The following is a 25820-nucleotide window of genomic DNA, read 5'->3' as shown; positions in this document are numbered from 1 at the left end:
GGTGGTATGCGGGAAGATGTTCTTGTCTTGATTGTAGGCCGCATGCGACGTTTCACCCACTCGGGGTGATTGCTAATCCATCCCGATCAAGGCGTCTGCCCGGCGCCAGTAGGCCGGGTTGCCATACGTGTTCTTTAGAAAATCGATAAAAAGACGCACGCGCAGCGGCAGATGCTTGCGCTGCGGAAACACCGCATGGATGCCAATCGGCGGCGCTTCAAAGGCATCGAGCACCGTGACCAGCTTGCCCGTGGCAATGTCGTGTCCGACCTCCCACCATGAGCGCCACGCCAGGCCATAGCCTTGCAGGCACCACTCGCGCAGCACGGCGCCGTCGGTGCATTCCATCGTGCCCGACACCTTGACGGTGACGGCCTTGCCGCCTTGCTGGAAGACCCAGCCGCGCTGCACGTTGGCACTGGCGCCAAAGGCCAGACAGTTGTGCGTCGAAAGCTGCTCCACCTGCGTTGGAACGCCGCGGCGCTCCAGGTACGACGGCGCAGCCACCACCACGCGGCGGTTTTCCCACAGGCGGATCGAAACGAGGCTCGAATCGGGCAGGTCGCCCAGGCGGATCGCGCAATCGAAGCCTTCGTTGACCAGGTCGACGACACGGTCGCCCAGGTCCAGCGTCATCGAGACATCGGGATGCGTCTCGATGAAGTCCGGCACCATCGGCGCGACATGGCGGCGGCCAAAACCGGCCGGGGCGGTCACGCGCAGGTGCCCGCTGGCTTTTACGCCACCGGCCGAGACGCTGGCCTCGGCGTTGTGCAGGTCATTGAGAATACGTTGGCAATCTTCCAGGAACGCCGATCCCTCGAACGTGAGGGTGATGCGCCGCGTGGTGCGCACGAGCAGCTTTACGCCCAGGCGCTCCTCCAGCGCGTCGATGCGGCGCCCGATGATGGCAGGCGCCACGCCCTCCGCGGCGGCGGCGGCGGACAAGCTGCCGCGTGTGGCGACGGCGACAAAGGTTTCGAGCTGCTTGAAATGATCCATGCCTAATGTATACCGTGGCAACCGGGGCCTGCGGGATTGTGACGAATATAAAGGTTATCACTCGTCATTCCATTGGTAAAAGTTAAAGATCAAGTGACCATTGCCGTCTTTGTGCGGTGCGTCAGCTTTTCTACAATGGCCCTCGTTGCGAAGGTCGGCAAGGCGTTCTGCGTAATGGAACGTACGAGCGGGTAGCCTTCGGGTCCGTGGAGCTTCTGATGCGTTCGATTCGCGCGGTGGTGTTCGATGCCTATGGCACGTTGTTCGACGTGTATTCCGTGGCCGCGCGCGCCGAGCAACTGTTTGCCGGCAAGGGCGAAGCACTGTCGGTGCTGTGGCGCGACAAGCAGATCGACTACACGCGCATCCGCTCGCTGGCCGGCCCCTCGGGTGAACACTACAAGCCGTTCTGGGACATCACCGTCGATGCGCTGCGCTATGCGGCGGCACGCCTGGGCGTAGAGCTTTCCGCCCATGACGAAGCCACGCTGATGCGCGAATATGCGTGCCTGTCCGCGTTTCCCGAGAACGTGCCCGCGCTGCGCCGCCTGCGTGAGATGGGCTTGCCGCTGGGCATCCTCTCCAACGGCAACCCGCAGATGCTCGACATTGCCGTGAAGAGTGCCGGCATGTCCGGGCTGTTCGATCACGTGCTGTCGGTCGACGCGGTCAAGCTCTACAAGACCGCGCCGCAGGCCTATGCGCTGGCGCCACAAGCGTTTGGTGTGCCGGCGGAACAGATTCTGTTTGTCTCGTCCAATGGCTGGGATGCCTGCGGCGCGACGTGGTACGGCTTCACAACGTTCTGGATCAACCGCCTGGGGCATCCGCCCGAGGCACTCGACGTGGCGCCTACCGCGGCCGGCCACGATATGCGCGATCTGCTGCAGTTCGTGCAGGCAACACAAGCAACGTAAGGCATTGCATTGAATCGGCCCAGCCATAGGGCCAAAGTAAGACCAAAGCGCGTTCAACCCTCACATCATCCTCTGGAGAACAACCATGGCGCTCACGCTGCCCCAAGGCATGGAGATCAAGGCTGAGATTCTGCCGGCCTATGAAGACATTCTGACCCCCGAAGCGCTGGCGCTGGTCGCCAAGCTGCACCGTGCCTTCCAGCCGCGTCGTAAAGAGCTGCTGGCTGCCCGTGTCGAGCGCGCCAAGCGCCTGGACGCCGGCGAGCGCCCGGATTTCCTGCCGGAAACCAAGGCCGTGCGTGAAGGAGACTGGAAGGTTGCTCCGATCCCGCCGGCACTGCATTGCCGCCGCGTGGAAATCACCGGCCCGGTCGATGCCAAGATGGTCATCAACGCGTTCAACTCGGGCGCGGACAGCTACATGACCGACTTCGAAGATTCGAATTCGCCGAGCTGGCACAACCAGATCCAGGGCCAGGTCAACCTGAAGGCCGCCATCCGCCGCACGCTGACGCTGGAGCAGAACGGCAAGACCTACAAGCTCAACGACAAGATCGCCACGCTGCAGGTGCGTCCGCGCGGCTGGCATCTGGACGAGAAGCATGTGCTGATCGACGGCGAGCGCGTGTCCGGCGGCATCTTCGACTTTGCGCTGTTCCTCTTCCACAACGCAAAGGAGCAGATCGCGCGTGGCGCCGGCCCGTTCTTCTACCTGCCGAAGATGGAAAGCCATCTGGAAGCGCGCCTTTGGAACGACATCTTCGTGATGGCACAGAACGAGATCGGCCTGCCGCAAGGCACGATCAAGGCCACTGTGCTGATCGAAACCATCCTCGCCGCGTTCGAGATGGAAGAAATCCTGTACGAACTGCGTGAGCACAGCGCAGGCCTGAACGCCGGCCGTTGGGACTACATCTTCTCGTGCATCAAGAAGTTCAAGGTCGACAAGAACTTCTGCCTGGCCGATCGCGCCAAGGTGACGATGACCTCGCCGTTCATGCGCGCCTACGCGCTGCTGCTGCTCAAGACCTGCCACAAGCGCGGTGCGCCCGCCATCGGCGGCATGAGCGCGCTGATCCCGATCAAGAACGATCCGGAGAAGAACGCCATCGCCATGGCCGGCATCATCGGCGACAAGAAGCGCGATGCGACCGACGGCTACGATGGCGGCTGGGTGGCGCACCCGGGCCTGGTCGAGCCGGCCATGAAGGAATTCGTGGCAGTGCTGGGCGACAAGCCGAACCAGTTCGAGAAGCAACGCCCGGACGTGGAAGTGAAGGCTGCGGACCTGCTGGACTTCCAGCCGGAAACGCCGATCACCGAAGCTGGCCTGCGCATGAACATCAACGTCGGCATCCACTACCTGGGTGCCTGGCTGGCTGGCAACGGTTGCGTGCCAATCCACAACCTGATGGAAGACGCCGCCACGGCGGAAATCTCCCGCTCGCAGGTGTGGCAGTGGATCCGCTCGCCCAAGGGCAAGCTGGAAGACGGCACCAAGGTCACGGCCGAACTGGTGCGCAAGCTGATCCCGGAAGAATTGGCCAAGGTGAAGGAGACGGGCGCGGTGGGCCACTTTGACCGCGCTGCAGTGATCTTCGAACAGATGTCGACGTCGGAAGACTTTGCGGAATTCCTGACCCTGCCGCTGTACGAAGAAATCTAAAAAAAATCGCTCACAGTCCTACTGCGCGGCCCGATCTTGGCCCTGCGATGCTCGCCGTACTCATGTACGGCTGCGCTTCTCGCGCCAACCTCGGGTCGCTCGCTACGGACCGTGAACGATTTTTAAGCGACGCTTAAAGTGCGCAACGGAAACGCCGGTTGGGGCAACCCGCCGGCGTTTTTTCATTTGGCGCAAGGTCGCCCGCGCCGCGCGATAATGTCACGAAATCTTGCGGAGGCCGCTTTGCGCTTTGAACACCTGGTGGAAGTCAACGATCCACTGAACCCCCTCATCGACACGCTCACCCTGAACCAGATCTGGCAAGGTCTGGTGCTGCGCGTGCGCGAGCAAACCGAATTTGTCGAAAGCCTGGACGCATGCATCATCACCGCTGAAGGCGAAGGCTGGGTCGAGCGCGAACTCGTTTTCGGCAAGGCGCGCATCCAGGATCGCGTGACGCTCGAGCCGCACAAGCGCGTGACCTACACCACCGCAGCCACCGGCGAACACGCCGGCGGGTCGCTGACGATGACAATCGAGAGCAACGAGGCCAACGCCGCGTTCATCCGCTTCGTCTACGACACGACGCTGCCCAATGCCGATGAAACCGGCGACACGCGCTACGCCGAGATCGTCAAATCCGCCTACCGCGAATCCGACATCGACACCGTACGCCGCATCCGGGAGATCGCCGCCACCGGCCGCCTCGGCTGACGTGTCTTGCCCGGCCGGCGCTGGAGGAGGCGCCGGCCGGGTTTGCTCTGCCTGCACCCTGGTCGTCTCACACATCACGACAACGAGACCATGACGACATTCACGCCCACCCTGGAGGCGCTGCGCGCGCGTTACGGCGAGCGCTTCAAATGGCTCGTTCTCTTCACGCTGATGGTGGGTGCGGTGTCGTCCGTCATCTCCGCCACCATCGTGAATGTGGCGATTCCGGACCTGAGCCGGCACTTCGTGCTCGGGCAGGAGCGCGCGCAGTGGGTGTCGGCGAGTTTCATGGTGGCGATGACGTTGTCGATGCTGCTGACACCGTGGCTGCTGCTGCGTTTCGGGCTGCGTCGCACGTTTATCGGCGCGTTGCTGCTGCTGGGCGTCGGCGGGCTGGCGGGTGGCCTGTCGCCCAATTACGAAGTAATGATCGCCATGCGCGTCGTGGAAGGGATTGCGGCCGGCATCATGCAGCCGCTGCCCAACATCCTGATCCTGCGCGTGTTTCCCGAGCGCGAGCAGGGCAAGGCGTTCGGCCTGTTCGGTTTTGGCGTCGTGCTGGCACCCGCCGTGGGCCCGAGCGTGGGCGGTTTCCTGGTGGAATTGTTCGGCTGGCGCTCGATCTTCTTCGTGGTGATGCCGTTCACGCTGATCGGCTGGGCGATGGCGCGGCGCTTCATGGCCATCAACTCGTCGATGGCAGGAGAGCCCAAGCCGCTCGATTGGCGTGGCCTGCTGCTAATCGGCGGTGCGACCGTCACGCTGCTCAACGGACTGGTCGCGCTGCACGGCGATGTGACGCATGGCGTTGTGCTGATGCTCGTGTCGGGCGTGTGCCTGGCGGGCTTCGTGTTCTGGCAGCGGCGGGTGGAGTCGCCGTTGCTGAACCTGCGGCTGTTCAGCTACCGGCAGTTTGCGATGGGGGCAGTCGTGGCTTTCATCTACGGGGCAGGGCTGTACGGTTCGACGTACCTTGTGCCCGTGTATATGCAGGTGGCGCTGGCCTATGCGCCGTCGCGCGCCGGGCTGGTGCTGCTGCCGGCCGGCCTCGTGCTGGCCGTGACGATCATGCTGGCTGGGCGCCTGACCAATCGCATCGAGCCTTTCCGACTGGTGTCGTTCGGGCTGGCGGCCCTGGCGCTGTCGTTTTTCCTGATGGCCACCAACACCCGGGCAACGAGCTATCTGCTGCTGATCGCCATCGCCGTCATCGGGCGGGTTGGGCTCGGTTTCGTGCTGCCATCGCTGAGCCTTGGCGCCATGCGCGGTGTCGATTTCACGTTGATCGCGCAAGGCTCCAGCGCCGTCAATTTCCTGCGCCAATTAGGCGGGGCGATCGGCGTGTCGGCTACGGGCATTTTTCTGCAATGGCGGCTCGCCACGCGCGGTATCGAAACGGTGCACGGTGCGGCAGTCGACCCGGAGGCGCGCATCCTGGCCTTTGACGAGACCTTCGTCTTTCTCGGCACGCTGTGCGCACTGGCCGTGCTGGCTGCATGGCGCATGCGCCGCCGCGAGCTGCCGTCCGCCATTCCTGCAGCGCAATAAAAAACCGGGCACGGGGCCCGGTTCTTCGTTGGCGATTCGACGATCAGGTCGTTGCGCCGCTCTTCAGTTCTTCGACGAGGTCGATGTACTTTTGCTTGGCTTCGTCCTGCGACGTGCCTTTCAAGCCTTCCCACGCCTCAAACTTGTAGCGCCCGACGATGTCGGTAAAGCCCGGCTTGTCGCCGTGCGCGTCGCCTTCGGCGCCTTGCTTGTACAGCGCGTACAGACGCAGCAGCGTCATGTTGGCGGGGCGCTCGGAGAGGCCCTTGACGTCGATTTGGGCTTGGTCGAAACGGGCTTGCAGGTCGCTCATGATGATTCCCGGCTGAAAACAATGGTCAGGCGATGATAGCGCCGGGGTTGGTCGGCCGGGCCGTTTGAATTCGAGGACGGCTTCGGTTTTCGGGTCGATTTTTCGCTCGGTTTCCCCGTCGGCGGCCACGGGTTTGCGCCTTCGGGCGCCACACCAGCCGTTACAATGCCGCCATGCCCTGGATTCTTGCTTTCGACACCTCCACCGAGTTCTGTTCCGTCGCCCTTGGTGACGGCACGCGCACGCTGTTCCGACATGAACACACTGGCCCGCGCTCCAGTAGCCGCGTGCTGCCCGCGGCCTCCGAATTGCTGGCCGAGGCGGGCATCGCCCTGGCCGATTGCGCGGCGATTGCCTTTGGCGCTGGCCCTGGTTCGTTTACTGGCCTGCGCACAGCGTGTGGCGTGGCGCAGGGTTTGGCCTTTGGTGCGGACTTGCCTGTCGTGCCGGTCAACTCGCTCGTCGCCTGCGCGGAACAGACGCGCACAACATTGCCCACCGGCACAGCCGTGACCATCGCACTCGATGCGCGCATGGACGAGTGCTACTGGGCCAGCTTCGTGCCCGCCGATGCGGCGCAGGATGCCTCGGGGTGGCATGCGCTTTCCGCCATCCAGGTGAGCGGGCCGCAGAGCGTTGCCGCGCCGTCGCAGCGGTACTGGCTGGCAGGCAATGCCGCCGCGGTGTTCGGCGATCAGTTAAGCATTGCCGCAGGCGCCGAGGCTGTGTTGCCCGAAGTCGCGCCGCACGCCCGCGAGATCATCGCCGTGGGTCTGCGCCTTCTGGCAGCCGGCCATACGGTCCGACCCGAAGACGCGGCGCCGCTCTATGTGCGTGACAAGGTTGCGCTCACCATTGAAGAGCGGCAGGCGGTGCAGCTGGCCGAGGCCGCTGCAGCAGGTGCCCAGCCATGAGCCTGATCGAGAGCACGTTGGCCCGCGTCATCACGCAAGCGCCGTTGCCTGCGGGCTGGCGGGCGGAGCGCATGACGGCACTCGATGTGGCTGGCGTTGCGGCGCTCGAGCAGGTGGCGTTCACGTTTCCCTGGTCACGCGGCAACTTTGAGGATTCGCTCAAGTCCGGGCACCTCGGCATTGTGTTGCGTGATGGCGGCAACGAGGTCGCGGGCTACCTGATCCTCATGCCGGTGGTCGACGAGATGCACCTGCTCAACGTAACCGTTGCGCCGGCGTGGCAACAGCAAGGGCTTGGCCGTTGGCTGCTGCGCCTGGCCGCGGCGCTCACGTTGTCGCATGGCTTCGGCAGCCTGCTGCTGGAAGTGCGCCCATCCAATACCGGCGCGATTGCGCTGTATCACCGTGTCGGGTTTGCCGAGATCGGCCGGCGCAAGCGCTATTACCCGGCCGAGAACAACGCGCGCGAAGATGCCCTCGTCATGCGCATGGTGTGCGAGGCGAGCGGGGTGGAGGCAGCATGAATCGTCGATCCCGAATGCTCGAAGCGCTGGGCGTTTCGACCGAATGGACCTTGCGCGGGGCTGAGCCGGCCGGGTTGGAGGCCGTCGAGGTCGCCGCCGCCGAGCCGGTTGCCGTAGAGGTGGAAGCCGATTCGTTTGTTGCGGCCGAGTCCGTGCCCGTGCGAGGTGAACCGCCTGTCATGCACGCGTTATCGGACACGGCTGCACCACGCGCCCAGCGCATCGCCGCGTTCGACTGGGCACAGCTCGAAGCTGCCGTTTCCAACTGCACATCGTGCAAGCTCTGCGAGCGTCGCACGAACACCGTTTTCGGCGTTGGCGATCGCGAGGCGGAATGGATGCTGATCGGCGAGGCGCCGGGTGAGCAGGAAGACAAGCAGGGCGAGCCGTTTGTCGGCCAGGCCGGCAAGCTGCTCGACAGCATGCTGCGATCGATCGGCCTGTCGCGCGAGAAGGGCGTGTTCATCGCCAACGTGCTCAAGTGCCGCCCGCCCGGCAATCGGGACCCGGAGCCAGACGAAGCAGCGATGTGCGATCCGTATCTCAAGCGTCAGATTGCGCTGGTCAAGCCGCGCATCATCGTCGTGCTAGGCCGCGTTGCCGCGCAGAACCTGCTGCAGACGCAGACGCCTGTCGGCAAGCTGCGCGGCACGGTGCATGACGTGGAAGGCGTGCCCGTGGTGGTGACCTATCACCCGGCCTACCTGCTGCGTACGCTGACCGACAAGGCGCGTGCCTGGGAAGACCTCTGCCTGGCGCGCAAGATCTACGCGGAGCGTGGCGGCCAGTAGCTGTCCGCCGGCGGGGCGGGCACTGTGTCAGTGGTGCTTGTCTTCGCCGATGAGCGCGGCGGTGTGGAACAGTTTCTCGTTGATGCGATGCCGGCGCATGACCAGCGCCATCGTCAGGCAGACGAAGATGCCGAACGACACGATCACCACGCCCACCGACACATTGAGCTTGATGAGCAGCGCGTAGAGGCACAGCATCAGCAGCACCGAGACGTTTTCATTGAAGTTCTGCACCGCAATCGAGTGGCCGGCGGAGAGCAGCACGTGCCCGCGGTGCTGCAGCAGCGCGTTCATCGGCACCACGAAGAAGCCCGACATCGCACCCACGATCATCAGGAACAGGTAGGCGATCATCATGTACAGCGGCAGCTTCATGTGGCCGATGTGGAATGTGATTTCGGGAATCGTGTGCTTGGTGTAGAACGCCATCAGCATGACGACCGCGCCCATTGCCACGCCCACTGGCAACACGTCGAGCGACCGGCGCAGGGGGATCTTCACGGCGGCAGCCATGGCGCCCGCGGCCACCCCTACGGCGACCACGGCCTGCAGAATGGCACCCTGCGAGAGGTTCAGCTCCAGCGATTGCTCTGCCCACTTCAGCACGATGAATTGCAGCGTGGCGCCCGCTCCCCAGAACAGCGTCGTCACCGCCAGGGAAATCTGGCCCAGCCTGTCGTGCCACAGGGCGTTGAAGCAGTCGGCAAACTCGGAAATGAGACGTACCGGATTCTTTTCCTGCTGCGGATAGCGTGCGCCGGTATCGGGAATGCGCGTGTTGAACAGCGCCGCGATCAGGTAGATCACCATGATCACCAGCATGGCCGCTTCGGCCGGTGTATCGATGCGCTCAAGCCCAGGAATGTCGAACGACAGCAGCCATGCCGAGACATGGTTGGAGATCAAGGCCCCACCTAGCACGGTGCCGAGGATGATCGAGCCGACGGTCAGGCCTTCGATCCATCCATTGGCCGCGACCAGCTTTTCAGGGGGGAGGAGTTCGGTAAGGATGCCGTACTTGGCCGGCGAATATGCCGCCGCACCGAAGCCGACCACACCATAGGCGAGCAACGGATGCAGGCCGGTGAGCATCACGCCACAACCAACCAGCTTGATGGCATTGGTGATGAGCATCACCTTGCCTTTGGGGCGGGAGTCGGCAAATGCGCCCACGAAGGCGGCAAGTAGAACGTAAGAGAGTACGAAGAACAATTTGAGCAGCGGGGTCATCCACTGCGGCGCATGCATCTCTGTGAGAAGGGCGATGGCGGCAATGAGCAGCGCATTGTCAGCGAGCGACGAAAAAAACTGCGCCGCCATGATGGTGTAAAAACCCTTCTTCATACCTTCGAATTCGTCCCCGTAGACCGCGGTGCCATGTTCGTCTTCACGTCTTGCCGGCAGCGTGCCAGCTCCCGGAAGCGCCCTCCGGGGGGTGCCGGCCAAGCGGTGCGTCGGCTGAGTGGCCGCGCAGCGCACAGGTGCGCGGTGGCGGCATTGAAGCCAGCGCCCGCGTGGGCTCCCCTGATTGTGGTTCCCTTGGACGGAGCCCGTTCGGTGCTGCAAGCCGCGCACCGCCGGACAACCGTGGGAATCTTCACTGACAGGCGTTCGGGCCATGCGTTCCGCCCGCAGTTTGTTTTGGTCTCGCCTGTTTGCATGCTCAAACCCGATGTGACGCCATCGCGCAAAGAGAAGTGGCTGGTGCCCAACTTTCCTCATGCTGGCTGCGCATCACGACGGTTTTCCCATGCCTAAATTGAACGGCTTTATATCATGAAACTTGTGCGCTTCCGGTGACGGCGGCGCACTTTCTTTCTGAGCATGCTGATGACAGGCGCGAACCAGTTGGTGTCCTGTGGTCAAATAGAACGCTCACCGCGTGAGGCCGGGCGCACCGGCCTCCGCACAGTCAATTTGCCTGTTGCACTGCAGCACCGACGCCGCGCCACGAGCGCGCCATCGCATTCACGTTTTGCAGGTTTGCCGTCATGCCAAGACCCATCCAGGCCGTCATCCACGGCCCAGCACTTGCCAATAATCTCCAGATTGCCCGCCGTCATGCGCCCAACTCGCGCGTGTGGGCTGTCGTCAAAGCCAACGCGTACGGCCACGGTATCGAACGCGTGTATGAAGGCCTGCGCCAGACCGACGGTTTCGGTCTGCTCGATCTGGACGAGGCCGTCCGCCTGCGCCAACTCGGCTGGCAGGGGCCGGTCCTCCTGCTCGAAGGCTTTTTCAAGCCGGAAGACCTGGCCATCGTCGAGCAGTACCGCCTGACGACCACCGTCCACTGCGAAGAGCAACTGCGCATGCTGGAACTGGCGCGCCTGAAAGGGCCCACCAGCGTGCAGCTCAAGATCAATACGGGCATGAGCCGACTCGGCTTCGCTCCCGCCGCCTACCGCGCCGCATGGGAGCGCGCCCGCGCCATTTCAGGCGTCGGCACGATCGTCCACATGACGCATTTTTCGGATGCCGACGGCCCGCGTGGCATCGAGCATCAACTCACGGCGTTTGAGCGCGCCACGCAAGGTTTGCCGGGCGAAGCGTCGCTGTCCAACTCCGCGGCCACGCTGTGGCATCCGAAGGCGCATCGCGACTGGGTGCGCCCAGGCGTGATCATGTACGGCGCATCGCCGACGGGCGTGGCGGCGGATATTGACGGCACAGGCCTGATGCCCGCCATGTCGCTCAAGAGCGAGCTGATCGCCATCCAGGATCTGCAGCCGGGCGCGACGATCGGTTACGGCTCGCGCTTTACCGTGGAGCACCCGATGCGCATCGGCGTGGTCGCGTGCGGTTATGCCGACGGCTACCCGCGCCATGCGCCGGGCTGGGACGGCAACCATACGCCGGTGCTGGTCGACGGCGTGCGCACGCACATCGTGGGCCGCGTGTCGATGGACATGATCACCGTGGATCTGGCCGGCGTGCCCGAGGCGCGTGTCGGCACGCCCGTCACGCTGTGGGGCGAGGGCTTGCCGATCGACGACGTCGCACAGGCCTCCGGCACGGTTGGCTATGAGCTGATGTGCGCACTGGCGCCGCGCGTGCCGGTATTGGTCGAGCCCGTCGGCACGGCAGAGGCCGGCGACCTGGGCAAGGCTGCCTGAGCGCCGCATCGTCAATACAAAGATCAAGCGGCGGTCGCCCATGCGCGGCGCCGTAAGCAGGGGGTTGTTTGGCCAAGAGCAAGACGGTCTATACGTGCACCGAATGTGGTGGCACGGCACCGAAGTGGGCGGGGCAGTGCCCGAATTGCCAGCAGTGGAACACGCTGGTGGAAACCGTCGCGCAGCCGACGTCCGGCGCCGGCGCGCGCTTCCAGTCGCTCGCCTCCAGCGCGACGGTGCGCAAGCTGTCGGACATCGACGCGGTGGATGTGCCGCGCTTCTCCAGCGGCATAGACGAATTTGACCGCGTACTGGGCGGTGGCCTCGTCAGCGGCGGTGTTGTGCTGATCGGCGGCGATCCCGGGATCGGCAAATCGACGCTGTTGCTGCAGGCGCTGTCCAACCTGTCGGCCGATCGGCGGGTGTTGTACGTGAGCGGCGAGGAGTCCGGCTCACAGATCGCGCTTCGTGCGCGTCGCCTGGGCATCGAAAGCCCGAACCTTGCGCTGCTGGCGGAGATCCAGTTGGAGCGCATCCAGGCGACGATCGAAACGGAAAAGCCGGAAGTCGTCGTCATCGATTCGATCCAGACGCTGTATTCCGAGGCGCTGACCTCGGCGCCAGGCTCCGTGGCCCAGGTGCGGGAATGCGCGGCGCAGTTGACGCGCATTGCCAAGCGGCTGGATGTGACGACCATTCTCGTTGGCCATGTGACCAAGGAAGGCGCGCTGGCAGGCCCCCGTGTGCTCGAACACATTGTCGATACGGTGCTGTATTTCGAGGGCGATACGCATTCCGCCTACCGGCTGGTGCGGGCGTTCAAGAACCGTTTCGGCGCCGTCAACGAGCTGGGCGTGTTTGCGATGACGGAGCGCGGCCTGCGTGGCGTGGCGAATCCGTCGGCGCTCTTCCTGTCGCAGCACGAACAGGTGGTGCCGGGCTCGTGCGTGCTGGTGACGCAGGAGGGCACGCGGCCGCTGCTGGTGGAAATCCAGGCGCTGGTGGATACGGCCAACGTGCCGAACCCGCGCCGCCTGGCGGTGGGCCTGGAGCAGAATCGGCTGGCGATGTTGCTGGCGGTGCTGCACCGCCACGCCGGCATTGCGTGCTTTGACCAGGACGTGTTCCTGAACGCGGTGGGCGGCGTGAAGATTACCGAGCCCGCGGCGGATCTGGCCGTGCTGCTGGCCATCCATTCGTCGATGCGCAACAAGGCGCTCCCACGCGGGCTGGTGGTGTTCGGCGAGATCGGCCTGGCCGGGGAGATCCGCCCGACGCCGCGCGGCCAGGAGCGGTTGAAGGAAGCCGCCAAGCTGGGCTTCTCGATTGCCGTGATCCCGAAATCCAACGCCCCAAAGCAGGCAATCGATGGGCTGGAGGTCATTGCCGTCGAGCGCATTGAACAGGCCATCGATCGGGTGCGGGCGCTCGAGGCTTGATCGTTCAAAATTTCACTACGGTATCGCTCGTGCCATTTGAAAATGCGTGTGCCGTTGCGGTGCGATAATCCGCCAACTTTTCTCCACGACTCCTCTGTACTGACGCCGCCATGCAAGCCAACTCGCGCGCCTTTTTCCTGCTGATTGCCGTGATCTCCTTCGGGGTGGTCGGCTATGCGCTGTACCTGCAGCACGTCGAGGGGCTGCAGCCGTGCCCGCTGTGCATCCTGCAGCGGTTTGCTTTCCTGGGCATTGGTGTGTTCTCGCTGCTGGCGGCCCTGTCGTCGGCCACGCGGCTGCTGTGGCACGGGCTGGCGATGCTGTCCGGGCTGGCCGGCCTGTGCGTCGCGGGGTACCACGTATCGCTGCTGCTGAACCCCAAGGCAACGTGCGGCATCGACCCGATCGAGAACTGGGTCAACGCGCTGCCGACTGCCAAATGGTTGCCGCAGGTGTTCGAAGCCGATGGTCTGTGCGTCGGGCCAATGCCGCCGGTGCTGGGCCTGTCGGTGCCGGTGTGGTCGCTGATCTGGCTGGTGATTCTGTCGCTGACGCTCGTGGTGGGGATGATCCGCCGCGAGCGCCGCTAACCCAGAGCCGCAGATCATGCAACGCGTGCTGGTGAGTGCCTGCCTGCTGGGCCAGCCGGTGCGCTATGACGGCGGCACGGTCGCCACCGAGGGCGGCATCCTGGCGCGCTGGCAGATGGAAGGGCGCATCGTGCCGATGTGCCCGGAGATGGCCGGCGGTTTGCCGGTGCCGCGTCTGCCCGCGGAAATTCACGGCGAGGGGGGTGGCGCGGCGGTACTGCGCGGCGCAGCCCGTGTCGTCGAACACCACGGCCACGATGTCACCCAAGCGTTTCTCGAAGGCGCGCAACGCGCACTGGAAGCGGCGCAGGCGGCCGGCGTGCAAGTCGCCGTGCTTACCGAGCGGAGCCCGTCTTGCGGTTCTGCGTTTCTCTACGACGGGACGTTTTCCAGCCAGTTGCAGGAAGGCGAGGGCGTGACGGCGGCGCTGCTGCGCCAACATGGCATCCGCGTATTCAGCCAGCACCAGCTGGAAGAAGCCGGGCGGCTGCTCGATGCGCTCGACGCGCAGGATCGCGCCGATTCGTCAATCGGCAAACCGTAGCGGCAAGGCAAGCTGCACGGGCTCGCCGTTCTCCTTCACCACGCTGTTGCGCTCGACAAAGAGCGGATGTTGCAGCGCTTCTTCCATGCGCAGCACGGGCGTGACACAGCAATCGGCATCGGCAAAACGCGCGGTCCATTCGGCTTGGGTGGCGGTCAGGAAGCGCGCAGCAAGTTCGTCGCGAATGGCGCGTGCGTCATCGCCGCCGACGCGCTGGCCGAGCGCCCAGTGCCGCTCTTTCCATTCGGGCTTTTCGATGACATCGCACATCGCCTGCCAGAACTTCAATTCGAGCGCACCGACGGCCATGAAGCGATCGTCCGCCGTGCGATATACGCCGTAGCACGGCACGCCGCCATTGAGCAGATCGGTGCCCGCGGGGCTGGCCTTGCCGCGCGTGCCCACGGCAAAGAACGCCATCAGGTTGTGCGCGAACACCGAATCCGTCATCGATACATCGACGTAGCGGCCTCGGCCCGTGGCGCGCGCGTCGACCAGCGCAGCCAGGATGCCGACCACCGCCGTGAGCGCGCCGCCCAGCAGGTCGCCGATCTGCACGTTCGGGACGATGGGCGTGCCATCCGCGCTGGCAAGCTGATCGAGCATGCCCGCATAGCCGACGTAGTTGATGTCGTGGCCGGCGGCTTGCGCGAGCGGGCCGTCCTGGCCGTAGCCGCTGATGGAGCACATGACGAGCGCGGGGTTGGCCGCGCGCAGCGTGTCCCAGCCGACGCCGAGGCGCGCCATGACGCCGGGGCGGAAGCTCTCGATCAGCACGTCGGCGTGGCGTACGAGTTCGATGAGCGCGTCGCGGTCTTCGGCGCGTTTCAGGTCGAGCCGCATTTCGGTCTTGCCGCGATTGAGCGAGCGGAAGAACAGGCTCGGGCGTTCGGCCGCGCGGTCAGCGGAGGTGCGCATCATGTCGCGGGCGTAGTCGCCGGGGCCGGGGTCTTCGATCTTGATGACTTCAGCGCCGAGGTCGGCCAAGTGCCGCGTGGCGGCCGGGCCGGGCAGCAGGCGCGTCAGGTCGAGCACGCGCACGCCGGCCAATGGCTGGTGCGTGGCGCTGTCCGGCGAGGGCGATGTCATCAACAGGTCTCCTTGGCCGGACGCGCCAGCCTCAATTGATTTGTTCGAGTTGTTCGTGCAGCTCGAGCCAGCGTTCTTCCAGCTCGTCGAGTTCGGCGTTCAGTTCGGCCTGGCGGCGCAGGCTTTCCATCATGCGCGCCTTGTTGGCTTCCTCATACGCTACCCCGTCGGCGAGGAAGGCTTCGAGTTCCGCCTTTTCCTTCTGCAACGGTGCCATGCGTTTTTCAATGGCATCGACGTTCTTTTGCAGCGGCTTGCGTAGCGCATTCAGGCGCTGACGTTCGGTGGCTTCTTCGCGCTTCTGATCGCGGCGGTTGGTGGCCGGCGCGCCATCCGCATCGGCCGGAGCAGCCTGTGCGCTGGCGGCTGCGCGCTTGGCCGCGGCTTGCTTGAGCAGCCAGTCGCGGTAGTCGTCCAGATCGCCGTCGAACGGGGCGACAGTGCCCTGGCCGACGAGCAGGAACTGGTCGGTCGTGGCGCGCAGCAGATGCCGGTCGTGCGAGACGAGGATCAGCGTGCCGTCGAACTGGGCGAGCGCCATCGTCAACGCTTCACGCGTGTCGAGATCCAGATGGTTGGTCGGTTCATCAAGCAGCAGCAGGTTGGGGCGCTGCCAGACGATCAGGGCGAGCGCCAGGCGCGCCTTCTCGCCGCCCGAGAACGGCTCGATGGGCGAGGTCGCCATGTCGCCGCGGAAGTTGAAGCTGCCGAGAAAGTCGCGCAGCTCCTGTTCGCGTACGTCGGGCGCCAGCCGCGCCAGATGCAGCAGCGGCGAGGCGTGGTCATCCAATGTTTCCAACTGGTGTTGGGCGAAGTAGCCGATCTGCAGGCCCTTGCCGCGCCGGATCGTGCCGGACAGCGGCGCCAGCGTCTCGGCCAGCGTTTTCACCAGCGTCGACTTGCCCTGGCCGTTGGCACCCAGCAGGCCGATGCGCTGGCCGGTCTGGATCGAGAACGTCAGGTGTTTGAGGATGGTGATCGGCTGGTCTTCGGTGGGCCCCGGATAGCCGCAATCGACGCCTTCAAACGTGAGCATCGGGTTGGGCGCCGCCTCAGGCTCGCGGAATTCGAACGAGAAGCCTGCCGCCGCATGCACGGGCGCGAGGCGCTCCATGCGCTCCAGCGCCTTGACGCGGCTCTGCGCCTGCTTGGCCTTGCTGGCCTTGGCCTTGAAGCGCGTGATGAACGATTCGAGATGCGCGATCTGCTTCTGCTGCCGTGCGTACGACGCTTCCTGTAGCGCCATCTGCTGCAGGCGCTGCGTTTCGAATTGCGTGTAGTTGCCGCCGTAGCGTTTGAGCTTCTGGTGCTCGATATGCAGCGTGACGTTGCAGACGCCGTCGAGGAATTCACGGTCGTGCGAAATCATGACGAGCGTGCCGGCGTAGCGCGACAGCCAGTCTTCCAGCCAGACCACGGCGTCCAGATCCAGGTGGTTGGTCGGCTCGTCGAGCAGCAGCAGGTCGGATGGACACATCAGCGCCTGGGCCAGATTCAGGCGCATGCGCCAGCCGCCCGAAAAACTCGCCACCGGCTGCGAGGTCTGCGCCATCGTGAAACCGAGGCCGAGCAGCAGCGCCTGCGCGCGCGCCGGGGCGGTGTAGCCGTCGGCATCGGCAAAGGCCGTGTGGGCTTCGGCCTGCGCATGGCCGTCGTGCGCGGCTTCTGCTGCGGCGAGCCGGCGTTCGATTTCGCGCAGGCGGGTATCGCCATCGAGCGTGTAGTCGAGCGCGCTGCGGTCGACTGCCGGCGTTTCCTGCGCCACGTGCGCGACCTGCCAGGTGGGCGGGATGGCGACTTCGCCGCCGTCGGCGTGCAACTCGCCGCGCAGCATTGAAAACAGCGTGGATTTGCCGCTGCCGTTCACGCCGACAAGGCCGACTCGTTCACCGGGGTTGAGAGTGGCGGTAGCGTGGTCGAACAGCACCTTGGTGCCGCGCTGGAGGACGAGGTCGTCGAATCGGATCACGAAAAACTGCGCTTGAAGGCAAATCGGAGAAGGGTGCGATTGTAGCGTGCTGCGTCGCACGATCCTGGCGCACCTGGGGCGTTTGGACTGGTGTATTGCACCGCGACGAGGCGGCACTCGCCCGCAACCTGTGCGGCGGCATTCGACCTAGGGAAAACCATAGGTCTTCATGAAAGTTTTTTTCTTTACACGGTCGATTCGTGAAAATACATTTACACAAAATTTTCACGGCCCAGGAACATGGCGAAATCCACCAGCAAGCGTACGGATGTGTCGAAAGGCGCATTTGCCGCCGATGCGACGGTCTCCGAGCGCATTGGGGCGGCTCTTGCCACGCTCACGCCCGCGCACCAGCGCATGGCGGAATACGTGCTGGCGAACCCGTTCCGCGCCGCCACCATGCGCATCGACGAGTTTGCCGCGGCGGTCGACATGTCGATTGCCACGGCCAACCGGTTCGCGCTGGCGCTGGGCTTTGACGGCTATCCGCAGTTCCGTGCCGGGCTGCTGCGCGGTTTCGAAGCGACGCTCGCGCCGGTGGAAAAGCTCCGCCACGAGCTGGCACGCCCGGCCACCAGCGCGGAGATCTTTGCCGCCTCGCTCAACGAAGACATCGCCAACCTCGACGCCACGCGCCGCATGCTCGACGCCGCTGCGTGCGAACGCGCGGTCGATGCCATCCTCGGCGCACAGCGCATCTACGTGATGGGCTTTGGCGCCAGCGGTTATCTGGCGGGGCTGCTGCGCCATGGGCTCGATCTGTACTGCGGCACGGTGATCTCCGTTTCGCAGCCGGGCGGCGCATCGGATGCGGCACGCCAACTGCGCAAGATCGGGCCGAAGGATCTGCTGATCGCCATCGCTTTCCCGCGCTATGCGGCGGACACCATCACGCTGGCCAAGCAGGCCGGTAAGCAAGGCTGCCAACTGCTGGCGCTGACCGACAGCCCCACATCGCCGCTCGCGCCGCTGGCCGACATGGCGCTGTATGCGCGGCCGGAGCGGCAATTCTCCGCCACGTCCGACACGGCCGCCGTGGCGCTGTTCGAAGCGCTGTGCGGCGCGGTGGCGCATCGTTCGGCGCATTCGCTGGAATCGGCCGAACGCCTGACTGAATTCGTGCTGCCGTGGCTGCATACAGCCCCAGCGCCGCGCACCAATGACGCCCCGGGCGCCTCCGGCACACCGACAACCACCCGACGCGGCCGCAAACGCGCCGCTGAAAACTGATTGACATCGAGCCACGCATGACTACGCCCATCCTCGCCATCCACGGCGGCGCCGGCACCATCACCCGCACGGCCATGAGTGCCGACAAGGAAGCCGCTTACCAGCAAGCGCTGAACGACATCCTGGCCGCAGGGCAACGCATCCTTGTGGAAGGCGGTAGCGCCCTGGATGCCGTGACCGAAGCCGTGCGCCTGCTCGAAGAGTGCCCGCTGTTCAACGCCGGCAAGGGCGCGGTGCTTACCAGTGCCGGCACGTATGAACTCGATGCGTCGATCATGGATGGCGCCAGGCTGGCCGCCGGCGCAGTGACCTGTGTCAAGCGCCTGCGCAACCCGATCCTCGCGGCCCGCGCGGTGATGGAGCGCAGCGAACACGTGCTGTTCACCTCCGAAGGCGCCGAGGCTTTCGCGAAAGCGCAGGGCCTGGAGTTTGTCGAGCCGGACTACTACTACACCGAAGCGCGCTACGCCCAATGGCAGCGCGCCCGCCAGCAAGACGGCATGGCGCTGCTCGATCACGATGCCGCGTCGCTCGTGGCCAAGGAAGCTGCACCCATCGACCCGGACAACAAGTTCGGCACCGTGGGCGCCGTGGCATGCGACGCGCAAGGGCGCCTCGCGGCGGCCACCTCCACGGGCGGCGTGACCAACAAGAAGGTCGGCCGCGTGGGCGATACGCCCATCGTTGGCGCGGGTTGCTTTGCAAACAACGTGGCGGCGGTGTCGTGCACCGGCACGGGCGAGATGTTCATCCGCGCCGTGGCTGCCTACGACGTGGCCGCACAGATGGAATACGCCGGCAAGTCACTGGCCGATGCAACCGACGACGTGGTCATGCGCAAGCTCATGGCCATCAATGGCCGCGGTGGGCTGATTGCCGTAGACGCGAAGGGCAACGTCGCGTTGCCGTTCAACACCGAAGGGATGTACCGCGGGTTCGCACGCGGCGCGCAAGCGCCGGTTGTGTCGATCTATCGGTAAGAAGCCGAAGCCGCCAAGCAGGACAGCAGGAGATTTGTCGTGACAGCAACCAAACAGCCGAGTGCCAGCAGCGTCATTGCCATGCCCGAGCAGCGCGTCGTGCAGGTGCAAGACCTGAGCGTGCGCTTTGCCACGTCCGAGCGCGTGGTCGACGCGGTGCGCAACCTGTCGTTCCACGTCGACCGGGGCGAGACGCTGGCCGTGGTGGGCGAATCGGGTTCGGGCAAGTCGGTGACGTCGCTGGCGCTGATGCGGCTGGTGGAACACGGCGGCGGCAAGATCATCGGCGGGCAGATGCATTTACGCCGCCGCAACGGCGAGGTCCTGGACCTGGCCAACGCCAGCCCGGCGGCCATGCGCGGCGTGCGCGGCGCCGATATCGCGATGATCTTCCAGGAGCCGATGACCTCGCTCAACCCGGTGTTCACCGTGGGCGAGCAGATTGCCGAATCCATCCGCCTGCACCAGGGCAAGTCTGCCAGCGAAGCCAAGGCTGAGGCGCTACGCATGCTGGAGCTGGTGCGCATTCCGGAAGCGCGCAATGTGCTGGGGCGCTATCCGCACCAGTTGTCGGGCGGCATGCGCCAGCGCGTGATGATCGCGATGGCGCTGTCCTGCAAACCGTCGCTGCTGATTGCGGATGAGCCGACCACCGCGCTAGACGTCACCATCCAGGCCGAAATCCTGCAACTGATCCGCGCGCTGCAGCAGGAACTGCACATGGCGGTGGTGTTCATCACGCACGACATGGGCGTGGTGGCGGAAGTGGCCGACCGCGTGCTCGTGATGTACAAGGGCGATCGCGTGGAAGAGGGCCCGTCGGCCACGGTCTTCGCACAGCCGGCGCATCCGTATACGCGTGCGCTGCTGTCGGCCGTGCCGCGCCTGGGCTCGATGCAAGGCACCGATGGCCCCGCGCGTTTTCCGCTGTTGCGGGTGGATGGCACGTCCGCTGCGGTCGATACGACACCGCAGCCGGCAGCGTCGCACGATGTGCAACCCATTTTGCGTGTGCGTGATCTCGTCACGCGCTTTGACGTGCCCACAGGCATCTTCGGCCGCGTTACGCGCCGGGTGCATGCGGTGGAGCAGGTCAGTTTCGATCTCTACCCTGGTGAGACGCTGGCGCTGGTCGGCGAATCGGGCTGCGGCAAGTCGACGACGGGACGGTCGCTCTTGCGCCTGGTGGACAGCCAGAGCGGCAGCATCGAATTTGCCGGCCAAAACATCGGCGAGCTGAAGGGGCCCGCGCTCCAGACGCTTCGCCGAAACATCCAGTTCATCTTCCAGGACCCATTCGCCTCGCTGGACCCGCGCGTGCCGGTCGGCTACTCCATCATGGAGCCGCTGCTGGTGCACAAGGTAGCTTCCGGCAAAGAGGCGCAGCAACGCGTGGAATGGCTGCTCGACAAGGTGGGCCTGCAGGCCGCGCATGCATCGCGCTATCCGCACGAGTTCTCCGGCGGGCAGCGCCAGCGCATCTGCATTGCGCGCGCGCTGGCATTGAACCCGAAGGTGGTGATTGCCGATGAGTCGGTGTCCGCGCTCGACGTGTCGATCCAGGCGCAGATCGTCAACCTGATGCTCGACCTGCAGAAGGAGTTTGGCGTTGCGTTCCTGTTCATCTCGCACGACATGGCCGTGGTGGAGCGCATCAGCCATCGCGTGGCGGTGATGTACCTCGGCCAGATCGTCGAGATCGGCCCGCGTCGCGCCATCTTCGAAAACCCGCAGCACCCTTACACGAAGAAGCTGATGTCGGCCGTGCCGATAGCGGACCCGGCGCGCCGTCACCTGAAGCGTGAACTTTCCACGCACGAAATCCCCAGCCCGATCCGTGCCGTTGGCGACCTGCCGGTGGTGCAGCCGTTGGTGCAAGTGGCGCCAGACCACTTTGTTGCCCGCCATTCGATTGGCGGCGCGTATTAATCGCAATACAGAACGCAGTGAGACGTCATCTTTGATGAGGAGGAAGGAAATGTTCAATCGCTTTGCTTTCAGCCCGCGCGCAGCCATGGTTGCCAGCGGCCTGGCCCTTGCGGCATTCACCATGCCGGCCTTTGCCGCCAAGGACGCCGTGATGGCGGTCTACTCGACCTTCACCACGATGGACCCGTACGACGCGAACGACACGCTGTCGTTCAGCGCGGCCAAGTCGTTCTATCAAGGCCTGTTCGGCTTCGACAAGGACATGAAGCTGGTCAACGTGCTGTGCGACAGCTACGAGGTCAGCAAGGACGGCCTCGTCTACACGTTCAAGCTGAAGAAGGGCGTGAAGTTCCACGACGGCACCACGTTTGATGCCAACGCCGTCAAGGCCAACCTGGACCGCGTGACCGACCCGGCCAACAAGCTCAAGCGTTTCGTGCTGTTCAACCGCGTGGCCAAGACCGAAGTTGTTGACCCGACCACCGCCCGCGTGACGCTCAAGGAGCCGTTCTCGCCGTTCATCAACGTGCTGGCCCATCCGTCGGCGGCGATGATCTCGCCCACGGCGCTCAAGAAGTACGGCAAGGACATCGCGTTCCACCCGGTCGGCACCGGGCCGTTCGAATTTGTCGAGTGGAAGCAGACCGACTACCTGAAGGGCAAGAAATTCGACGGCTACTGGAAACACGGCCTGCCGAAGATCGACACCATCACCTGGAAGCCGGTGGTCGACAACAACACGCGCGCCACCATCATGCAGACGGGCGAGGCCGACTTTGCGTTCACGATTCCGTTCGAGCAGGCTGCCGTCCTCAAGAGCAGCCCCAAGGTTGACCTGATTGCCGCGCCGTCGATCATCCAGCGCTATGTCAGCTTCAACACCAACGTGAAGCCGTTCGACAACCCCAAGGTGCGTCAGGCGATCAACTATGCGATCAACAAGGATGCGCTGACCAAGGTGGCGTTCGCGGGTTACGCCGTGCCGGCCGAAGGCGTGGTGCCGCCGGGCGTTGACTACGCGGTCAAGCTGGGCCCGTGGCCGTACAACCCGGCCAAGGCGAAAGAGCTGCTGAAGGAAGCGGGTTACCCGAACGGCTTTGAGACGCAACTGTGGTCGGCCTATAACCACACGACGGCGCAGAAGATCATCCAGTTCGTGCAGCAGCAACTGGCGCAGGTCGGCATCAAGGCCTCGGTGCTGGCGTTGGAAGCGGGCCAGCGCGTCGAGCGCGTCGAAAGCGTGCCGAAGCCCGAAGACGCCGGTGTGCGCATGTACTACGCAGGCTGGTCGTCGTCGACGGGTGAATCGGATTGGGCGCTGCGTCCGCTGCTGGCGTCCGAAGCCATGCCGCCCAAGTCGTTCAACACGGCGTACTACAAGAACGAGCAGGTCGATGCCGACATCGCCGGCGCGCTGCGCACGACCGATCGCGCAGAGAAGTCGAAGCTCTACACCGACGCGCAGAAGCGCATCTGGGAAGACGCGCCGTGGGCCTTCCTGGTGACGGAAAAGATCGTCTACGCGCGCTCGAAGCGTCTGTCGGGCGCCTATGTGGCTCCGGACGGCTCGTTCAGCTTTGAAGACATCGACATCAAGCAATAAGCCTCATTGCCGTACCGGCCCGCGCAGCCTTGCGCGGGCCATTGAAATGCCGCCTGCGGTGGATTTGCCATGCTGAACTACTTCATTAAACGTGCGCTGGGCGTGATCCCGACACTGCTGATCGTGGCAGTGCTGGTGTTCCTGTTCGTGCATCTGTTGCCCGGCGACCCGGCGCGTTTGGCCGCCGGCCCCGAAGCGGACGAGATGACGGTCGATCTCGTCCGCAAGGACCTGGGCCTGGACAAGCCGATGCACGAGCAGTTCGTGCGCTTCTTCGCCAACGCCGCACGTGGTGAATTCGGCAACTCCATCCGCACCAAGCGCCCGGTGAGCGAAGAGATTGGCGAACGCTTCTGGCCGACGCTCAATCTGACGATCACCAGCATGGTGTGGGCGGTGATCTTCGGCATGGTGATCGGCATCACATCCGCCGTGTGGCGCAACAAGTGGCCTGACCGCCTGGGCATGACGCTCGCCGTGTCGGGCATCTCGTTCCCCGCGTTCGCACTGGGCATGCTGCTGATGGAAGTGTTCTCGGTGCAGCTTGGCTGGCTGCCAGCCATCGGTGCGGACACCTGGAAGCACTACATCCTGCCTTCACTCACGCTGGGCGCTGCAGTGGCTGCCGTGATGGCGCGCTTCACGCGTGCGTCGTTCGTGGAAGTGCTGCAGGAAGATTTCGTGCGCACCGCCCGTGCCAAGGGCGTGCGCGAGACTGTGGTGGTCATCAAGCATTGCCTGCGCAACGCGATGATCCCGGTGGTCACGATGATGGGCCTGCAGTTCGGTTTTCTGCTGGGCGGCTCGATCGTCGTGGAGAAGGTGTTCAACTGGCCAGGCCTCGGCCGTCTGCTGGTGGATGCGGTGGAAATGCGTGACTACCCGGTCATCCAGGCCGAGGTGCTGCTGTTCTCGCTGGAGTTCATCCTGATCAACCTCGTGGTGGACATGCTGTACACCGTCATCAACCCCACCATCCGCTACAAGAAGTAAGGAGGCCGCCATGACCCAAGCCGCAAGCCAGGCGGTCGCACCGCAAGCCGCTACCGAACCCGTTCGCACCCCCTGGACGGAGTTCTGGCGCAAGTTCCGCAAGCAGCATCTGGCGATGGGCGCCGGTGTGTTCGTGATCGCGCTGGTATTGATCGCCATCCTCGCGCCGCACATCGTGCCGTTCGATGCGGAAAACTATTTCGACTACGACGCGCTCAACGCGGGGCCGTCGGCGCAGCATTGGTTCGGCGTCGATTCGCTGGGCCGCGACATCTTCAGCCGCATCCTGATGGGCACACGCATCTCGCTGGAAGCGGGCTTCGTGTCGGTCATCATCGGCGCCATCATAGGCACCATGCTCGGCCTGCTGGCCGGCTACTACGAAGGCTGGTGGGACCGCATCGTCATGCGCATCTCCGACGTGCTGTTTGCCTTTCCCGGCATCCTGCTGGCCATCGGCATCGTGGCCATCCTGGGCAACGGCATGATCAACGTGATCTTTGCCGTGGCGGTGTTCAGCATTCCGGCGTTTGCGCGGCTGGTGCGCGGCAATACGCTCATGCTCAAGCACCTGACGTATGTGGAAGCCGCGCGCAGCATCGGCGCATCCGACTGGACGATCATCATGCGGCACATCCTGCCGGGCACGATTTCGTCCATCGTCGTGTACTTTTCGATGCGCATCGGCACCTCCATCATCACCGCTGCCAGCCTCTCGTTCCTGGGCCTTGGCGCCCAGCCGCCCACGCCGGAGTGGGGCGCGATGCTCAACGAGGCGCGCGCCGACATGGTGACGGCGCCGCACGTGGCGATCTTCCCGAGCCTGGCCATCTTCCTGACCGTGCTGGCGTTCAACCTGCTGGGCGACGGCCTGCGCGACGCGCTGGACCCGAAGATCGACCGCCGCTGAGTCTGCTCGCATGTCTCTGAGTCTTCCGCACATCGGCGCACTGCCCGCGGGCGTACGCAACAGCATCGCCGACGTGGCGGGCGTGACCGTCGGCCACGCCACACTGGCAGGCGGTGCCATCCAGACCGGCGTGACCGTGGTACGCCCGCATGCCGGCGACCCGTTCCTCGACAAGGTGCCGGCCGCCAGCGTGGTGCTCAACGGTTTCGGCAAGAGCATCGGCCTGGTGCAGGTGGGCGAGCTGGGTGTGCTCGAAACGCCGATTGCGCTGACCAACACGTTCGCTGTGGGTGCGGTGGCGCAGGCGCAGATCCGCCAGGCGGTGGCGGCTAACCCGCAGATCGGCCGCGCGTGGTCGACCGTCAATCCGCTCGTCTTCGAATGCAATGACGGCTACCTGAACGACCTGCAGGCGTTTGCCGTGCAGGACGTGCACTACGACGCGGCCTGTGCTGCAGCCGCCCAAGCGTTCGAGCAAGGCGCGGTGGGGGCAGGGCGCGGAATGTCGTCGTTCGGCGTGAAGGGCGGCATCGGTTCTGCATCGCGCGTGGTGACACTCGCCGACGGCGCACAACGTACGGTCGGCGCGCTCGTGCTGTCCAACTTTGGCGTGACCAAAAACCTGACGCTTGGCGGGCGTAACGTCGGTGCGGAGCTGGCGAAAGCGCTGGCCGCCAGCACACCGGAGCCTGAGAAGGGCTCAATCATCATGCTGCTCGCCACCGACGCGCCGCTGGACGCGCGCCAGTTGCGCCGCCTTGCCTTGCGCGCGGCCGCGGGCCTGGCACGCACCGGCTCTGTCTTTGGTCATGGCAGCGGCGATATCGCACTGGCGTTCTCCACTGCCTACACCGTGCCGCACGAAGGCGCGCGCGCCATGCCGGCCGTCGCCATGACCCACGAATCGCATCTCGACCCGTTGTTCCAGGCGGCCGCCGACAGCGTCGAACAAGCCATCGTGCACGCGCTGTTCTGCGCAACAGCCGTCACCGGCCGCGACGGCAACGCCCGCCGCGCACTGACCGAATTGCTCTGACCT

The 25820-nt window shown here is 64.7% G+C and carries 23 protein-coding genes; 18 read left to right on the top strand and 5 right to left on the bottom strand.

The features are described 5' to 3' along the window. Positions 1-72 precede the first annotated feature (72 nt). A complete protein-coding gene (locus tag CFE42_RS01785; RefSeq protein WP_004626580.1) occupies positions 73-1002 on the bottom strand; it encodes a LysR family transcriptional regulator in 930 nt (309 codons plus the stop codon). A gap of 218 nt (positions 1003-1220) precedes the next feature. On the opposite strand from CFE42_RS01785, the gene CFE42_RS01780 reads away from it, so the two are divergent. The 4 genes from CFE42_RS01780 (at position 1221) to CFE42_RS01765 (ending at position 5847) form a co-directional block, all read left to right on the top strand. Beyond that, entirely contained in the window at positions 1221-1919 is a 699-nt protein-coding gene (locus CFE42_RS01780; protein ID WP_004626582.1) for a haloacid dehalogenase type II, read from the top strand. 85 nt (positions 1920-2004) lie between these two features. Further along, a complete protein-coding gene (aceB, locus tag CFE42_RS01775) occupies positions 2005-3585 on the top strand; it encodes a malate synthase A (protein WP_004626584.1) in 1581 nt (526 codons plus the stop codon). A gap of 243 nt (positions 3586-3828) precedes the next feature. Continuing rightward, positions 3829-4299, top strand: coding sequence for an SRPBCC family protein (locus tag CFE42_RS01770; RefSeq protein WP_004626586.1), 471 nt, complete (start codon positions 3829-3831; stop codon positions 4297-4299). Between the two features lie 90 nt (positions 4300-4389). Then, positions 4390-5847: a DHA2 family efflux MFS transporter permease subunit gene (locus tag CFE42_RS01765; protein ID WP_004626588.1), complete on the top strand. Its 1458-nt coding sequence runs from the start codon at positions 4390-4392 to the stop codon at positions 5845-5847. A gap of 43 nt (positions 5848-5890) precedes the next feature. Here CFE42_RS01765 and CFE42_RS01760 read toward each other — a convergent pair whose 3' ends face one another. Further along, entirely contained in the window at positions 5891-6160 is a 270-nt protein-coding gene (locus tag CFE42_RS01760) for an acyl-CoA-binding protein (protein WP_004626591.1), read from the bottom strand. Between the two features lie 173 nt (positions 6161-6333). On the opposite strand from CFE42_RS01760, the gene tsaB reads away from it, so the two are divergent. From tsaB to CFE42_RS01745, 3 genes are read left to right on the top strand one after another with little or no spacing between them, the layout of a single operon-like run. After that, complete coding sequence (gene tsaB, locus CFE42_RS01755) at positions 6334-7074, top strand: tRNA (adenosine(37)-N6)-threonylcarbamoyltransferase complex dimerization subunit type 1 TsaB (protein WP_004626593.1); 741 nt, start codon at positions 6334-6336, stop codon at positions 7072-7074. Then, complete coding sequence (gene rimI / locus CFE42_RS01750; protein ID WP_004626595.1) at positions 7071-7598, top strand: ribosomal protein S18-alanine N-acetyltransferase; 528 nt, start codon at positions 7071-7073, stop codon at positions 7596-7598. Before tsaB ends, rimI begins: the two co-directional genes overlap by 4 nt. Then, the gene (locus tag CFE42_RS01745) at positions 7595-8389 is read left to right on the top strand and encodes a uracil-DNA glycosylase (RefSeq protein WP_004626597.1); all 795 of its coding nucleotides are present in this window, start codon (positions 7595-7597) and stop codon (positions 8387-8389) included. The genes rimI and CFE42_RS01745 overlap by 4 nt, the downstream gene beginning before the upstream one ends. Positions 8390-8416: 27 nt before the next feature. On the opposite strand, the gene lplT is transcribed toward CFE42_RS01745, so the two are convergent. Continuing rightward, entirely contained in the window at positions 8417-9733 is a 1317-nt protein-coding gene (gene lplT / locus CFE42_RS01740) for a lysophospholipid transporter LplT (RefSeq protein WP_004626599.1), read from the bottom strand. Positions 9734-10380: 647 nt separating this feature from the next. Here lplT and alr point away from each other — a divergent pair. The 4 genes from alr to CFE42_RS01720 all read left to right on the top strand — a co-directional run bounded on the left by alr (position 10381) and on the right by CFE42_RS01720 (position 14078). Continuing rightward, a complete protein-coding gene (gene alr, locus CFE42_RS01735) occupies positions 10381-11505 on the top strand; it encodes an alanine racemase (protein WP_004626601.1) in 1125 nt (374 codons plus the stop codon). Positions 11506-11573: 68 nt separating this feature from the next. Beyond that, the gene (radA, locus tag CFE42_RS01730; protein WP_004626603.1) at positions 11574-12944 is read left to right on the top strand and encodes a DNA repair protein RadA; all 1371 of its coding nucleotides are present in this window, start codon (positions 11574-11576) and stop codon (positions 12942-12944) included. Between the two features lie 110 nt (positions 12945-13054). Further along, the gene (locus CFE42_RS01725; RefSeq protein ID WP_004626605.1) at positions 13055-13534 is read left to right on the top strand and encodes a disulfide bond formation protein B; all 480 of its coding nucleotides are present in this window, start codon (positions 13055-13057) and stop codon (positions 13532-13534) included. Between the two features lie 16 nt (positions 13535-13550). Beyond that, a complete protein-coding gene (locus tag CFE42_RS01720; protein ID WP_004626607.1) occupies positions 13551-14078 on the top strand; it encodes a DUF523 domain-containing protein in 528 nt (175 codons plus the stop codon). On the opposite strand, the gene CFE42_RS01715 is transcribed toward CFE42_RS01720, so the two are convergent. Beyond that, positions 14061-15167 carry a CaiB/BaiF CoA-transferase family protein gene (locus CFE42_RS01715; RefSeq protein ID WP_004626609.1) on the bottom strand — a complete coding sequence of 369 codons (1107 nt, stop codon included), beginning with the start codon at positions 15165-15167 and terminating at the stop codon, positions 14061-14063. The two genes, CFE42_RS01720 and CFE42_RS01715, sit on opposite strands and share 18 nt — an antisense overlap. Before the next feature lie 31 nt (positions 15168-15198). Continuing rightward, the gene (locus CFE42_RS01710) at positions 15199-17136 is read right to left on the bottom strand and encodes an ATP-binding cassette domain-containing protein (RefSeq protein WP_004626612.1); all 1938 of its coding nucleotides are present in this window, start codon (positions 17134-17136) and stop codon (positions 15199-15201) included. A gap of 240 nt (positions 17137-17376) precedes the next feature. On the opposite strand from CFE42_RS01710, the gene CFE42_RS01705 reads away from it, so the two are divergent. From CFE42_RS01705 to CFE42_RS01675, 7 genes are all read left to right on the top strand, one after another. Beyond that, a complete protein-coding gene (locus tag CFE42_RS01705) occupies positions 17377-18366 on the top strand; it encodes a MurR/RpiR family transcriptional regulator (RefSeq protein WP_004626614.1) in 990 nt (329 codons plus the stop codon). Positions 18367-18383: 17 nt separating this feature from the next. After that, a complete protein-coding gene (locus CFE42_RS01700; RefSeq protein ID WP_004626616.1) occupies positions 18384-19346 on the top strand; it encodes an isoaspartyl peptidase/L-asparaginase in 963 nt (320 codons plus the stop codon). Positions 19347-19385: 39 nt separating this feature from the next. Continuing rightward, on the top strand, positions 19386-21275 hold the full coding sequence (locus tag CFE42_RS01695; protein ID WP_004626619.1) for a dipeptide ABC transporter ATP-binding protein: 1890 nt from the start codon (positions 19386-19388) through the stop codon (positions 21273-21275). A 49-nt stretch (positions 21276-21324) separates the two neighbouring features. Then, a complete protein-coding gene (gene gsiB, locus CFE42_RS01690) occupies positions 21325-22878 on the top strand; it encodes a glutathione ABC transporter substrate-binding protein GsiB (RefSeq protein ID WP_004626620.1) in 1554 nt (517 codons plus the stop codon). A gap of 69 nt (positions 22879-22947) precedes the next feature. After that, positions 22948-23871, top strand: coding sequence for a glutathione ABC transporter permease GsiC (gsiC, locus tag CFE42_RS01685; protein WP_004626622.1), 924 nt, complete (start codon positions 22948-22950; stop codon positions 23869-23871). Positions 23872-23881: 10 nt separating this feature from the next. Beyond that, entirely contained in the window at positions 23882-24781 is a 900-nt protein-coding gene (gene gsiD / locus CFE42_RS01680; protein ID WP_004626623.1) for a glutathione ABC transporter permease GsiD, read from the top strand. A gap of 10 nt (positions 24782-24791) precedes the next feature. After that, entirely contained in the window at positions 24792-25817 is a 1026-nt protein-coding gene (locus tag CFE42_RS01675; RefSeq protein WP_004626625.1) for a P1 family peptidase, read from the top strand. Positions 25818-25820: the final 3 nt, after the last annotated feature.

The organism is Ralstonia sp. PBBBR1, assembly GCF_002256165.1.
In the GTDB taxonomy this organism is placed as follows: domain Bacteria; phylum Pseudomonadota; class Gammaproteobacteria; order Burkholderiales; family Burkholderiaceae; genus Ralstonia; species Ralstonia thomasii.
The sequence above is the reverse complement of the archived record's forward strand: the minus strand, read 5'-3'. Positions and strand labels throughout refer to the sequence as shown.